The organism is Virgibacillus dakarensis (assembly GCF_900155625.1).
In the GTDB taxonomy this organism is placed as follows: Bacteria; Bacillota; Bacilli; order Bacillales; family Amphibacillaceae; genus Lentibacillus_C; species Lentibacillus_C populi.
The window spans coordinates 1,444,087-1,457,748 of record NZ_LT732553.1; the positions used below are offsets into that span (position 1 = coordinate 1,444,087).

Consider the following 13,662-nt stretch of genomic DNA (forward strand, 5'->3'; position numbering starts at 1 on the left):
GCCTTTCCATATTGGAAAAGGCATTTACGACTTCCAATATAAACTTAATGCAACGAATGTTCACTAAAATGTCTCGTACAATTATGCAGCTCCAGCTTCCAGGTATCCTTATTATTTTGCAGTGTCGTCAACGAACAATTGCCAAGAGATTCTTCTACATCCTCATCTGGCAGCAATTCTTTAAGAAGATGTTTGATAAAAGATCCGTGACTGACAATCAATATGTTCTTCCCATTCTGTTTTTTCAGGATCTCATCCATGATGGATCGACCTCTGGCCAATATACTGTCGTTGCTTTCCCTCTCTAAATCCAGTTCCCGCCAATTATCTCCCCACTTGGCTATTCTTTCCTTTTCTGTTGTCCCTTCAATCAGCCCACCACCAACTTCACGTAGTCTGGGATCGAAATAAACAGACACATCCTTCAGTTTACTTCCAATCGTTTCAGCGGTTTGTTTCGCCCTTGCTAGATCACTGGAATAGATCACATCCCAGTCTTCCGTACCTAAACGATCAGCAAGTGTTTCCGCTTGTAAAAGCCCTTCCTCATTAAGAGCTACATCGGAACTTCCCTGTGCTCTCCTCTCTTTGTTCCAATCGGTCACTCCATGGCGCACAAATCCAAGCTTTGTCATCTTTCCACATCCTATCTTATTTTTTCAACTAATCCAGCCTCGTTGTTAAACATTCTATATTTTCATTGTAACATACTAACCAATTACCAGGATTGGAGAAATTAGCATCGCCCTGATATTATTTATTTTTTCAGATTAGATTGTCTTCAGTATGTCAGCTTAACTCAGACACTGTTGTCCTTACTATCCTGCTATAAAATCATATTCATAAAGCCAGCTATTTTCTAATCCACGATGGTAACGTCTACTGTTCTTCTGCCCCAGCTGTATGCTTGTTCCTTCGTCGGGAGATGGACATCTATTGTATTCCCAATAATTTCACCACCGGTATCAGCTGCTACAGCATACCCGTAGCCTTCTACATAAACTTTGGAGCCTAGCGGGATAACGTCCGGATCAACAGCGATTATTTTTGCATTAGGATTTTCCCGTAAATTCACACCGGTTGCAGAGATTCCTGAACATCCTGTACAGTAAGCTGTGTATGCAGTCGCTTCGACAGATAATGTTCTGCCTTCTGCTTTTGTTTGCGGCTCCTCGGTCTTCTCTTCTACATCCGGTTTACTCACTTCCTTGCTTTCGGCAACTGACTCAGATTTTTGGGTGCGAGCATCTGTATTAGCTGTTTTTTCCACTCGTTTTGATTCAGGCTGAGTTTCTGACCCATTTACGATCAGCTGTTGTCCAACAATAATTAAATCAGAAGGAAGATCATTCCAGCTTTTCAGGTCCAAAACAGTTACTTTATCTCCATATGCTTGACTGATCTCACTCAGTGTATCTCCCTTTTGTACAGTGTAATACGCTTTATTAAGTTTCAACACTTGTTTTGGAAAAATCAAAGAAGACTTTAATCCATTTATATCCATCAATTCGTCCACGGTTGTATCGTGGCTGCTTGCTATATCCCAAAGCGTGTCTCCCTTATGTACTTCATACTCGGCTGCAGAGACTGACATTGCAGAAATTCCTAAAGTAATTAGAACGATACATAAAGATACCAACTTTTTCATTGTGTTGTCCCCCTTTTAAATTACTGACAAGCTCATCCTACCATGATATCCTCCTGTCTGCGTTTACAGCCTGTTTAAAAAAGGGTGACATGCTTTACAAATGAAATAAGTTAACATTAATTGGTTCTATTTGCTTTTTTTCTTACATAGAATTCCCCAGGGCACCTTTCTATTAAAAAACCGTTTGCTCTAATAATTTCCATTTTATAAAGAACGTGCATTCGTATATAATGAATAGACGAACGTTAGTTTTCATGAAGGGGTTTTATGGATGAAACGAGCCATTCTTTTGGTTGATATGCAAACATTCTATGCTTCCGTGGAAAAGGCGGCAAAACCAAATCTCCAGGATAAATCTATCAATATATTCCAATAATGCATCATTGCTTTCACGAATTTGAAAGTACCCCTCTACCGAAACTTCTCTATTTTGATAAAGTCCCATTACGAACTCTTTTGCACAGATTTGTTATCTTTATATTAGCATTTTTTGCTTTTTTATCATATTACTTGTTAATAGCCGTGTAAAAGGTTAAATTCTTTGCTGAAATCTATCTGATCAAGTTAAAAACGTTTGTCTTTTTTTATTGTTTAGATGGTTTACCTGACGTTTGGACAACTGAATGACTAACGATTCTATAATAAAGGAGCCGTTAGTCCAGTTAAGCCTACACCCATCTTTCTTCTTATCGATATGATCAAGTTTGTTTTTTTGCTTGAATGCTTAAAAGAAATGATAAATACCATCAACTCAAGCATTTTGGGGAATAGTCTGCTCCCTCGTAGTACAATCCAACTATCACTTAAATTTTCCTTGTACGGCTAAGGGCATCTCTTCATATTGAACTTCTTCCCACGTTTCTACGTAAATTCTTTTAGTAACTATTCGCAAGTAGGCATCTTCTTGAAGTTTTTTCTGGGCAGTGAACGTTACTTCCCTTTGTTTTCCTGATTCATCGTAGCCAGTTAACGTATATTCATAATCGCCTATTTTTCTTTTTTTGCCAGTCTCGTTAATTTGTACGTACACATCCGTTTTTGGTAGAAATGGATTTAGCTTGTCTGCTATCTCATTTTGCACAAGTACAGTAAATGTAAATATAGCGGTTGCAAGAATTGCGATGATCAGTAGTGGAATGAGTAAAAATTTACGCTTACCTTTTCTTTTCATGTGAATCTTTCCTTTCCTATAATTTACAGGCTAACTAATTTCAATATAATTAATCCATTTATTGAAAACCATAGATAATTCTTTCATCATCCTTACATAATTGTAAGGGAGAAAACGAATCGATAGTCATTGCGTTTAATACTTCCATAACGAATGCAAAATGGGCACATACCCTTATTTCGGATATGTGCCCTTCTAAAGGAATCTTCCTCATCTATCTATATTATTGCCACAAGCAAAATACTTGCAGAAGTTCAATATGTTTAGTCATTATTTCAGGAACAATACCCCATCATAATTTTTAATAATATGGGGAAGATAACGATCATAAATGACAAAAGGATGTGTTTAAATGGATAAAAATAAAGGAAACAAAAAACATTCAAAAGAACAGCTGGGCAAAGTAAAACCTTATCAGGAGATTAATAACGAAATAACAAGTAAAAATGAGTTAAAACAAATGCAGCCAACACCACAACCGCAGGATTTTGAAGAAATTGATTATTAAGGAGCAGGTCTAAAAGGGTCTTTGACGTTGGTGCCTTAGTAAACTCCATAACCTGACCACACTATGCATTAACTGTTTTCTTGAGATTAACTTATATCGAAAGCTTCACTCAGCTAGAAAGATTTTATACCAGGCAAAATAATCTCGAGTTGCTGATTATTCGCTTCCTTTTTCTCTTTGTATTCGTCGTAGGGTAAATAAAAATCTTTCGGGGGAGTACCAGCGAGTGTCGTAAATATCCCATTCTCGAAAGTAACAAAATAACTTTCCTTTAAATCCACGTCTTCATCGAGGAAAGCCTTCAGACATTCAGATGTTTCCTCACTTGTTAACGTACGATGTAATATTTTACGGAATCCTTTCTTATCACGTTTGTGTACAAGGCACATCCCGTGACCTTTGTATTCCCTTTCCGAATAAACAGGCTCATTAGCGTTTTTCCAGTAATCAATTGTTTTTTCATAACTGTAGCCGCAACGATAACACCAAATGAATTTTTCCCATGTTTTGTAATAATAATCCTCTGTAGCACAGCAGCCGCAATGAGGGCACGCAATTGCAGAATAAGTAGATGCCATTGAAACACGCTCCTTATTAAAAAATAGTTCAATAATGGTAAAAAAGCAACGCAGAAAAGTGGAAATTCAAGCTTAAATAAATCGTTTAAGAAGAATTCAATGAAGGTATTTTCATAGGAGGTTATGGAGTTATACAAATTATACAATAATTACAAAAGTTAAACAAGCATTATTTAAATAATATCGATTATCATTATCATTTATATCTTTTTATTATCAATTAAATTGTATAAAAACGATAATATGTTATATTAATTTATAATAGTTATAATGAATGGTGGAAATATATATTTATTTCCTACCCATGGATAAAGAAACTGCAAAATGCGAAAAGTAAAATGAAGCTATTAATAAGCTATCATACTCCCCTTTTGCACTGTTTCGACCGAAAAGGAAGTGTTCTAAATGACAACGAACCTAGAAGCAATCCGTTTTGAACAGGTCCATTATACGGTAGACAGTTTACATATACTCAAAAATATTACCGGATCGTTCCCCAAAGGTGAAATCACAACATTAGTAGGTCCTTCCGGTGCAGGAAAGACAACGTTGTTCCGGTTATGTAACGGATTGAAATCACCAAGTTCAGGAGAGATTTACATTCACGGAAAAACGATCAACAGCTACGACCCAGCGGAACTGCGACAGAATGTTGGAATTGCACTGCAAAATGCAACGATGATAAACGGCAGTGTAAGAAAAAATCTGGAACTCCCATTAACACTGCAAGGAAAAGCGTTACCACAAAAAGATGCGGAAGAATTAATGCATGTAGTGGGCCTGGATAAAGATTTTCTGAAACGGAACAGCAAAGATTTATCAGGTGGCCAGCGCCAAAAACTATCAATTGCCCGCACCCTTGTGAATCGGCCAAAAATTTTGCTGCTGGATGAAATCACCTCTTCCCTGGACCGCGTCTCTCAGCAGGATATTGAGAAGCTGATTGGGCAAATCAACCAGGAATACGGAACGACCATCATTTGGATTACACACAACTTGGAACAAGCTTTGACTATTGGTAAATATACCTGGGTGATGATGAACGGAGAACTCATCGAAACCGGAACTAGCGATTTGCTAAGAAATCCAGAAAATGACAAAGTGAAACGTTTTGTAAAGGGGGAAGTGGAATGAGTTTTCTAACATTATCCATTACCCTAATTTTCGTTATCATTCCACTTGTTTTATCCAAAACCCTTAACTTAGGTCTGGAAAAAGATACGCTCATTGCAACAGTACGTTCTATCATTCAATTGCTAGCCGTTGGATATATCCTGCAATTTGTATTCGATTCGGAAAACATGATTTATATTTTATTGATGATTACACTCATGGTTGGGGCAGCCGCGCAGAATGCCCGAAAAAAAGGGGCATCCATAAAAGGGATCACATGGAAATTGGTGCTGACCTTTATATTTGTAGAAGTTTTGACGCAAAGTATTCTGCTTGGGTTAACCATTACCCCTCCCACTGCACAATATATCATCCCAATCAGTGGAATGGTCATTGGCAACTCCATGGTGCTCGGAATTTTGTTCCTCAACCGTTTTACAGCTGAAATGGCATCACACCGGGAAGAAACCGAACTTATCCTGTCGCTTGGCGGTACTCCGAAGCAAGCCATTCACAGGCAGTTGATTACCTCCATTCAGGCAAGTACCATTCCGACCATCGAAAGCCAAAAAACGATCGGACTTGTCCAGCTCCCCGGAATGATGAGCGGGCAAATTATCGCAGGTGCGGACCCAGTTCAGGCTGTCATGTTCCAATTGCTCATCTTGTTTCTGCTTCTGACGACGGCGGTTGTCACAAGCATCATGCTTGGTTATTTGTCATACCCAACACTGTTCAATGACCGCATGCAACTGTTGGAGGAACGTCTGGAGAATTTAGATTAGATGCTTCGCTTCCTGTGCTAGTTTAGTTAACATTTTTGAATTTAAAAACATCAAGAAGAAACCCTTTCAAAAGACGTGACTGCTACTGTTACGTCCTTTTCTTTCTTTTTTACTACAAATAGTCCTAATGGAAAATGGCTATGCAAACACGAAACATTGGCCCCTCCTTCCATATATTAGCCTGATTCAACAATCCAAACACCCTTTCATACAGTATAATGAATCAACCCATTTTTTCGAATAAAGAAGGTGACCAAATGACTAGTTTACCTGCAGCAGACCTTTGAATTATGGTCGAACATTTGACGGCACATAAGGGTGTCATAAATAAATTGGAGTTGTATCAGGAAAAAGTAACTATTATCGAACTAAGAGACATGATTCGGCTACAAGCGAATATGATGCGCGTACATGTAAACATAATGTTAACGTTAATAAATCCATATCATCACGGTTATGTTGAACTCCCACCATTAAACGCAATTCATCCAGGAAGTTTCCATCTTCCTCACCATATGGAGTATCGTTATCGTGCAGAAACCGATAATAAATGGATCACATTGGAATCGCACACGACAGCTAAGTCAATGGCTGATGAGAATTACTCCTCAGCTTTAATGATACAAGATCAAAATGTTAGGCATGTCTATGCTGAGATGGCCTTACAGCAATTTCAGGTAATGGAAATGTACGCAGAATTTATGAAACGAATGGGATGGGATTTTACCCCTCGCGTTCCAACACAGGATCAAATAAATACGTACCAGCATTTTCAGAAAATGTTTGCTTAAAAAAACATTATGATTTATTAGAAATAACAGGATATATTCTGAATCCTGAGAAGACCCTGTTTCTGTGATGTACGGTTTTCGCTTTTAAGTAATAAAAATAGACTCTCCCCTCCTTTGCAAATGAATTATATGTAAAAAAGTATATCCTGGAATACTAACAGCTAATGCTGATAGTATTATACAAAGATCTGATATTTAACTAACATATACCCCCAGGAAAATCATTGTCTGGGGGTATACTAAGTTTTCCCGAATTATGCCTTCAACAACTTCGCATTTATCGCAACAATTACCGTACTCAGGCTCATTAATACAGCCCCAACTGCCGGACTTAACACGATGCCAACCGGCGCTAAAACACCTGCTGCAAGTGGTATTGCCAAAATATTATACCCGGTCGCCCACCACAGATTCTGGATCATTTTCCGGTACGTTTTTCTCGATAGATCGATTAACGAAACAACATCCTTCGGGTTACTTTTGACCAGGACGATATCCGCTGTTTCCATAGCTACATCAGTACCTGCTCCGATTGCGATACCTAAATCAGCAGTTGCCAATGCGGGTGCATCATTGACACCATCCCCAGTCATTGCTACCTTCCATCCTTTTTCTTTAATCTTCTTCACCTGATCTGCCTTTTTATCAGGTAAAACTTCTGCGTACACTTCATCAATATCCAATTGTTTGGCAACCCAATTAGCAACCTTCTTATTATCTCCAGTCAGCATGATTGAATGGATGCCATTTTCCTTAAGAGCAGCAATTGCCTCTTTCGCTGTTTCCCGAACGATATCAGCTAGAGCAATCATACCAACCAATTTATCATCCAGTAAAACAAATACAACTGTCTTTCCTTCTTCCGACATTTCATTAAATAGCTGTTCATCATACCCCGTATTTTGACTAGTAACATAACCAGGGCTAACAACATTCACTTTTTTTCCATCGATTATTCCCTGAATCCCCTTACCAGTAATTGATTCAAAATCGGTTATCTTTTTAAACTTTATCTTTTTGTTTTTTGCTGATTTTACGATACCAGTTGCGATTGGATGCTCAGAATTTTGTTCCAAACTGGCTGCCCAGTTCAGGACTTCTTCTTCTTTATAGCCTTCATTTGGTACAATATTTGTAACTCCGAATTCACCTTTCGTCAGTGTTCCTGTTTTATCAAAAACAACTGCATTCAGGTTTCTTGCCCCTTCAAAATTGGCACGATTGCGGATGAGCAGTCCATGTTTGGCAGAAATCGATGTTGAAACTGCTATGACAAGTGGCGCTGCTAAACCAAGTGCGTGGGGACAAGTAATAACCATCACGGTAACCATTCGCTCAAGGGCAACATCAAAAGAATACCCCAGGATTAGCCAGATGAACAATGTGATAAAACCTGCTGCCAGGGCAACATAAAATAACCATTTTGCTGCTCGGTTTGTAATATCTTGTGTTCTGGACTTTGATTCTTGTGCCTCTTTTACCAGTGTTATAACCTGGGATAGGTATGAAGCCTCGCCTGTTTTTTCAACCTGTATTGTAAGCGATCCTTCCTTATTTACCGAACCGCCGATTACTTCATCACCCTTATTTTTTTCAACGGGCACAGATTCTCCGGTCAGCATTGATTCATCAATAGCCGATTTGCCATCAGTAATAGTTCCATCAACAGGAATTTTCTCACCAGGTTTTACAAGAACCCTATCCTTATTTTTTAAATCAGATACCGGCACATCTCGTACCTCATCATTTTCATCCAGTTTATGGGCTTCATTAGGCATAAGTTTGACGAGTTCTTCCAGTGCGTTGGATGCGCCTATTACCGAACGCATTTCAATCCAGTGCCCTAATAACATAATATCGATTAGTGTAGCTAGTTCCCAGAAAAAGTCTTTTCCCGCCAGGCCAAATACAGTGAGCGAACTATAGACATATGCAACCAAGATGGCAAGACCTATAAGCGTCATCATTCCAGGGTTTTTGTCTTTTAATTCACTAATCCCGCCACTAATAAATGGCCAGCCACCATAGAAAAAGATAAATGTAGCAAGCCCAAACAAAATATATTGGGTATACGGAAATTGCCAATCCACACCAATAAAACTTTGGATCATTGGCGACAAAATTAGAATTGGAATCGTAACAATCAGGGAAACATAAAATCGTTTCTTGAAATCGTTCACCATATCTCCATGACCATGATGGCCGTGATGACCATGCCCCTCATGATTGCTATTCTCATGATAATTGTGTTGCTCATGGCCGTTATGGCTGTACGGTCCATATTCTTCGTGAGCGTGATGTTCGTGCTCACTATGTTTGCGTGTTTTATTATCATGGTTTGCCAAGCTTATCTCTCCTTGATAATTATTATAGCTTTTCTTTTTTAACTGATATTTCATTCAAAGTGTACTAATCATCTTCTGGACTTTTAAATAATTTACCCCTGTACCGTATATAACAAACAATTTTAATCAGTAAATGCAAATTATAAAAATCCAGTAAACTGCAATTTGATCATTTATGCTTTTACATGATTGCTGTTTTCTGTTCGACTATTGACAACTTGAACAGGCTGATCTCCGGAAAGGAATCAGCCATTATTTAAGTTATGCTACAACATCGTAACCTTGATCTTCTACTGCTTCACGCATGTCTTGAACGGTAACCTTTGTATCGTCATACGTACCGTCTACCTTACCAGTGGCTAAATTTATCTCAACATTCGTTACGCCGTTTAGCTCACCTAGTGCACCTTCAACAGATGATTTGCAATGGCCACATGTCATTCCTTTTACATCAAGCGTCAACTTTTCCATTCCATTTCACCCCCCTTCAAAGGATTGTTTCTTATATTTTTACCCTTTTTTACGCCAAGGGAGTTGGAAACGACACTTACTGAATGAATGCCATTGCTGCCCCAGCGATCCATGGAGCTAATAAACCAATCACTGGGGATACACTGAAAAATTACGAATACCCCTTCTATTAGTATTTCCATTTTCATAGATTTAAACGTGAGGTGAAAAATGATGAAGACTAATTATAATAAAAAAAGCAAACTCCATTTGCTAACAAAAATAGTTGGTTTTATTGTACTGACATTTGCTGCAATCGTAATCATCAGCTCGTTGCAAGTTAAAGTCTTTCAATCGCAAAGCCTCGAACAGTTAACAAAATCAGGGACATTTACCAATATATTTCTCCATATGCTAGGTGATCAAATTCCCCAATTCGAGGATACATTTAGCGATGAGTTAAGCACACCTTCCCTATCAAATGTAGCTATCGAATCTCTGACAGGGATTAAAATCGATAATCTGGCAACCTCTTTTTTGCAGGAGATACCCGGAGTTCATCTCGCGAAATCCGGAAGGTATATTGCTGGTGAAAAAGTAAACGATGGCGATATGCCACAAGAGTCACCACCACCAAATTTTGATGAATTGCTAGCCGGTGAGGATCCAAATGAAGATGAGGAGTCAGCTCCTGACAACAAAAATAAGAAAAATCCAGCCAATCCTTCTGTATATATTTACCATTCACACAGCTGGGAAGGGTTTCTGCCGCTGATAGAGGAAGATGTGAAGCCTAGTGTTTCATCAAGTGTTGATAACGATGAAAATGTTGTTCTTGTTGGTTCTATGTTAACGGAACAATTGGAACATTATGGGATAAGCACATTCCATAATAAAGTAAACATGGGACAGGCTTTGCACGATAAGGGATGGGACTCGGATAATTCCTATGATCTAACACGAGAATTTGTACAAACAGCTGTCGCCCAGCATAAAAGCATGGAATACTTTATTGATATTCACCGGGACGCGGCTAGAAAAGATAAAACAACGGCAACAATTAACGGAAAAAAATATGCTAAATTATATTTTGTGGTCGGCGTTGAGCATGAAAACTATGAAAATAATTTGGCATTTGCAAAGAAAATCAATGAAAAATTGGAAGCAAAATATCCTGGCATAAGCAGAGGAATATATCCAAAGTCAAAATTTGAGGGTAATGGTGTATATAATCAGGATATTTCCAATCATTCGCTCCTAATCGAAATGGGGGGTGTTGATAATACGAAGGAAGAGCTAAAGAACACGGTTGATGCATTTGCGAAGGTCTTTAATGAAATTTATGACGGCGCGATAGAGGTTAATGCGCAGTAAATTGAACTACATTCATTGGGGACCTTCCCTGTCCCCAAATGCGCGTTAATCGAATGTATTATTGGAACTTGAAATTGTTCTGCCTCTTAATCAAAACTTCTACCACTAAACTAACCCCTTTATAATGAATACATCTACCTTAAAAATCATTTTTCTTTTTAAGGTACAAACGAAAATGATATCTCGGATAACATTCATTAAAAAATTATGTTAATATAGGTTTAAACGCTATTAACATATATGGGGGATGCACAAATCAAGAGTGTTCGAGATTTGTTTTCATATTTTTTATATCCTTGTTTGCTGCAGGAGTAATCTTTTTCTACACGATCAATTTTTATATGATCTTTGGTGCAATCATTGGCTGTTAAGGAAAAAACAATACATTTCGTAAACGTTGATACAAAAAAAGAATTAATTAGATTGGAGCGTTACGATCGTGTCCTCAATCTTGCTTATCGGCCTTATTGTCATGCTTTTTATTATTTTTTTCAAAGCACTAATAATAGAAATGTTTGGAATTAAGAACAAGTTTGTAAAGAAGCTTAAAAATGCGGAATGGTTTCAAAAGACGTGGCCTGCAGGAATGTTTCTGTTCGCATTAAATGCGGTGCTATTCTTTTTCACCTGTCTTCTGCTTTATGTTCTTACTTTCTTGCCGATCCCTTACATCCATTGGGTTATCATGCTGTTTGCCGTTATTTCCAGTGTGTTCTCTTGGATTGTAGTGAACAAGGCTTGGCAAGGAACAAAAAAGAACCGCTTCAAGCTAGGATTTATCGGCAGCAGCTTTTATCTTATTTTGACAATTGTTTTTATTTATGGCTTCATGAGCCTGAAACCTGCCTATCCAGGTGAAGATACGTTCATGAGTGCAATTGGATTAGTTTTTGCCATTATTGTTACAGCGATTGCGTTTATTGCCTGTTTTGTTTATACGGGGTTTTCCGGGAAAGCAATGGACAGAAAATAACCAGGTGGCACGGGCATTACCTGCTCCTGTGTTTCCGTATCATTCCCTTATTCCCATGACCCTAATTCGATGATAATCGGCAATCCAATGCTGATCATGAAAAATAGCTTTTGCCAAATCATTCTCAACGTTGGTAACTATTTTAGTGACAGTTCCATTGTCCAATCCTGCAAACATCGTTTTTCCAAACATATCAATCCAGTTTTTCAAACCGTTCATTCCTTCAAGTGGTGTTGGCCTTTCGAATTGTCTGGCAAAAATTACTTTAAACCCCGCCTGCTCCATTAAAGTTGTATATTCACCAATGCTAGGGAAATACCAGGGAAAACGTTCCTCACAATAGGTCAATTCTAAAATTTGAAATTGCTTTCTAATAGCACTGGTTATTGTCTGGACATTTCCCTTTCCGCCAAACTCAGCCACGAAACGGCCACCTTTTTTTAAACTATCAAATATACAACATAGCGCCTCATTTGCAGCTTTTATCCAGTGCAGTGTGGCGTTTGAAAATACAGCATCAAACGTTTCACGAAATTTTAATTCTGTTGCATCTCCAACCTGGAATGTTATATTGGGATATTTGCGCTGAGCCTGCAAGATCATATTTTTCGATTTATCAATCCCAGTAACATGAACACCAAAATCATACAGTCTCTTTGCTATATCTCCGGTTCCACAGCCGAGATCAAGGACAGCTTCGCCTTTTTTCGGCTCCAATACGTTAATTAAGTCATTTCCATACGTTGAAACGAATGCATGTTTTCCATCATAAAGTTCCGCATCCCACATATCGTTCTTTTTTCCCGGATTAACCATCAACTCTCCCGCACTCCTCTTGATAGATTATAGGTTTCTTGGAATATAAAATTCTTCATATTTCATCTCTTGATCCAAACGAAGACAATTTACATCGTATTTGGAAACAGATAATGGACCAGCTTCTTCTTTATATGAGGCTCGAAAAGGAAATACCAAATGATTCTGTAAATAGTGATAGTACTTTTCCAAGTTACCATCCGTCCCATCCATTCTCGCCCATTATTTAATAACAACAATCTAAAAAAATCCCCCAAGCAATTTCCGTTCGAGCCGGCACTCTTCACATCTTTTAGGGTCTGAGAAGCCTTTTTGTTTATAAAACTTCTGTTCACCGACAGTAAAGGTAAACCGTTTGCCGCAATCCCAGCACTTCAAAATCAAATCATGCGGAGTATAACCTTTCATTGCTTCATTGATTTCTGCTTGTCTTTGTTGGGCATTGTTCAAGTCAATTGGTTGGCCAGACTCCAAAGTATCGATTGTTCTCCGAATTTCAGCCCGTACTTTTTTATAATCTACTTTCTCCCAGGCTTCCAAATAAGAAATGTATCTTTTATTACCTGACTCCCTGGCTTTTTCCAGCAGCAATAAAATCATTTTACGATTGCGGTCTTTTAAATAAGTCATGTCTGGTGCAGGTTTGTTCTCTTCCAGCCACCTGTCCCATTCTGCCAAAAATTCATCTGCCCGTCGATCACGTTCAATGTGCCAGCCTCGATCGGTAAATATAATCATCGGTAGTTTTCCGGAGTATTGAATATCCAGAAAATCATGAACAATCATCCAATCTATTTTCTCCATCACGTTATCCGTTTTTTCAGGTTTGAAATAACCATAGACTGGACATTTGTCCAATTCCAATGCAAGTACTTTTTTCTCCCGTGACCCTCTTAAAATTTTCGCAAGCAGCGTTCTACCCCCCTCTGCAATAATTTCATCAGCTGCCCGCAAAATGGCTAAAATTTCGTTTTCTGGTAGAGATTCGATCGTTAAATCCATTTTACAGTTACTCCTTTCTTATTACCCTCCGGACAAAAGAACATAAACTTTTTTATATTATATCAATTTCATTAAAATGTGTCAGTTCAAAAAGAGAGCCAGCGGTTT

General features: G+C 38.2%; 15 protein-coding genes. 6 read left to right on the forward strand and 9 right to left on the reverse strand.

What is annotated here, in order from left to right; translation table 11 throughout:
- Positions 1-44 precede the first annotated feature (44 nt).
- The 3 genes from CZ382_RS07310 to CZ382_RS07320 form a co-directional block, all read right to left on the reverse strand.
- Complete coding sequence (locus tag CZ382_RS07310; RefSeq protein ID WP_088050539.1) at positions 45-635, reverse strand: histidine phosphatase family protein; 591 nt, start codon at positions 633-635, stop codon at positions 45-47.
- A 224-nt stretch (positions 636-859) separates the two neighbouring features.
- Entirely contained in the window at positions 860-1,648 is a 789-nt protein-coding gene (locus CZ382_RS07315) for a LysM peptidoglycan-binding and 3D domain-containing protein (protein ID WP_088050540.1), read from the reverse strand.
- Between the two features lie 799 nt (positions 1,649-2,447).
- Positions 2,448-2,819: a YxeA family protein gene (locus CZ382_RS07320; RefSeq protein WP_088050541.1), complete on the reverse strand. Its 372-nt coding sequence runs from the start codon at positions 2,817-2,819 to the stop codon at positions 2,448-2,450.
- A 352-nt stretch (positions 2,820-3,171) separates the two neighbouring features.
- Here CZ382_RS07320 and CZ382_RS23670 point away from each other — a divergent pair, with 352 nt between their 5' ends.
- A complete protein-coding gene (locus tag CZ382_RS23670) occupies positions 3,172-3,327 on the forward strand; it encodes a hypothetical protein (protein WP_155554374.1) in 156 nt (51 codons plus the stop codon).
- Positions 3,328-3,440: 113 nt separating this feature from the next.
- On the opposite strand, the gene CZ382_RS07325 is transcribed toward CZ382_RS23670, so the two are convergent.
- Positions 3,441-3,905: a hypothetical protein gene (locus CZ382_RS07325; protein WP_088050542.1), complete on the reverse strand. Its 465-nt coding sequence runs from the start codon at positions 3,903-3,905 to the stop codon at positions 3,441-3,443.
- A gap of 405 nt (positions 3,906-4,310) precedes the next feature.
- Between CZ382_RS07325 and CZ382_RS07330 the strand changes: the two genes are divergently transcribed.
- From CZ382_RS07330 to CZ382_RS07340, 3 genes are all read left to right on the forward strand, one after another.
- Positions 4,311-5,039 carry an ABC transporter ATP-binding protein gene (locus CZ382_RS07330; protein ID WP_088050543.1) on the forward strand — a complete coding sequence of 243 codons (729 nt, stop codon included), beginning with the start codon at positions 4,311-4,313 and terminating at the stop codon, positions 5,037-5,039.
- Entirely contained in the window at positions 5,036-5,803 is a 768-nt protein-coding gene (locus CZ382_RS07335; RefSeq protein ID WP_088050544.1) for an ABC transporter permease, read from the forward strand. The genes CZ382_RS07330 and CZ382_RS07335 overlap by 4 nt, the downstream gene beginning before the upstream one ends.
- Positions 5,804-6,093: 290 nt before the next feature.
- Positions 6,094-6,594 (forward strand): hypothetical protein, encoded by a 501-nt coding sequence (locus tag CZ382_RS07340; RefSeq protein ID WP_230856029.1) that lies wholly within the window; start codon positions 6,094-6,096, stop codon positions 6,592-6,594.
- A 254-nt stretch (positions 6,595-6,848) separates the two neighbouring features.
- Here CZ382_RS07340 and CZ382_RS07345 read toward each other — a convergent pair whose 3' ends face one another.
- Both CZ382_RS07345 and copZ read right to left on the reverse strand, forming a co-directional pair.
- The gene (locus tag CZ382_RS07345) at positions 6,849-8,993 is read right to left on the reverse strand and encodes a heavy metal translocating P-type ATPase (RefSeq protein ID WP_088050545.1); all 2,145 of its coding nucleotides are present in this window, start codon (positions 8,991-8,993) and stop codon (positions 6,849-6,851) included.
- Between the two features lie 207 nt (positions 8,994-9,200).
- On the reverse strand, positions 9,201-9,410 hold the full coding sequence (copZ, locus tag CZ382_RS07350; protein WP_088050546.1) for a copper chaperone CopZ: 210 nt from the start codon (positions 9,408-9,410) through the stop codon (positions 9,201-9,203).
- A gap of 210 nt (positions 9,411-9,620) precedes the next feature.
- On the opposite strand from copZ, the gene spoIIP reads away from it, so the two are divergent.
- Together spoIIP and CZ382_RS07360 are read left to right on the forward strand one after the other, a co-directional pair.
- A complete protein-coding gene (gene spoIIP, locus CZ382_RS07355) occupies positions 9,621-10,763 on the forward strand; it encodes a stage II sporulation protein P (protein WP_088050547.1) in 1,143 nt (380 codons plus the stop codon).
- 439 nt (positions 10,764-11,202) lie between these two features.
- Positions 11,203-11,736, forward strand: a complete 534-nt coding sequence (locus CZ382_RS07360) for a hypothetical protein (RefSeq protein ID WP_200809514.1) — start codon at positions 11,203-11,205, stop codon at positions 11,734-11,736.
- A 39-nt stretch (positions 11,737-11,775) separates the two neighbouring features.
- Here CZ382_RS07360 and CZ382_RS07365 read toward each other — a convergent pair whose 3' ends face one another.
- From CZ382_RS07365 to CZ382_RS07375, 3 genes are read right to left on the reverse strand one after another with little or no spacing between them, the layout of a single operon-like run.
- Positions 11,776-12,552 (reverse strand): class I SAM-dependent methyltransferase, encoded by a 777-nt coding sequence (locus CZ382_RS07365; RefSeq protein WP_088051002.1) that lies wholly within the window; start codon positions 12,550-12,552, stop codon positions 11,776-11,778.
- Between the two features lie 27 nt (positions 12,553-12,579).
- Positions 12,580-12,765 carry a calcium-binding protein gene (locus tag CZ382_RS24770; RefSeq protein ID WP_088050548.1) on the reverse strand — a complete coding sequence of 62 codons (186 nt, stop codon included), beginning with the start codon at positions 12,763-12,765 and terminating at the stop codon, positions 12,580-12,582.
- Between the two features lie 27 nt (positions 12,766-12,792).
- Positions 12,793-13,554, reverse strand: a complete 762-nt coding sequence (locus CZ382_RS07375) for an RQC-minor-1 family DNA-binding protein (protein WP_088050549.1) — start codon at positions 13,552-13,554, stop codon at positions 12,793-12,795.
- Positions 13,555-13,662 lie beyond the last annotated feature (108 nt).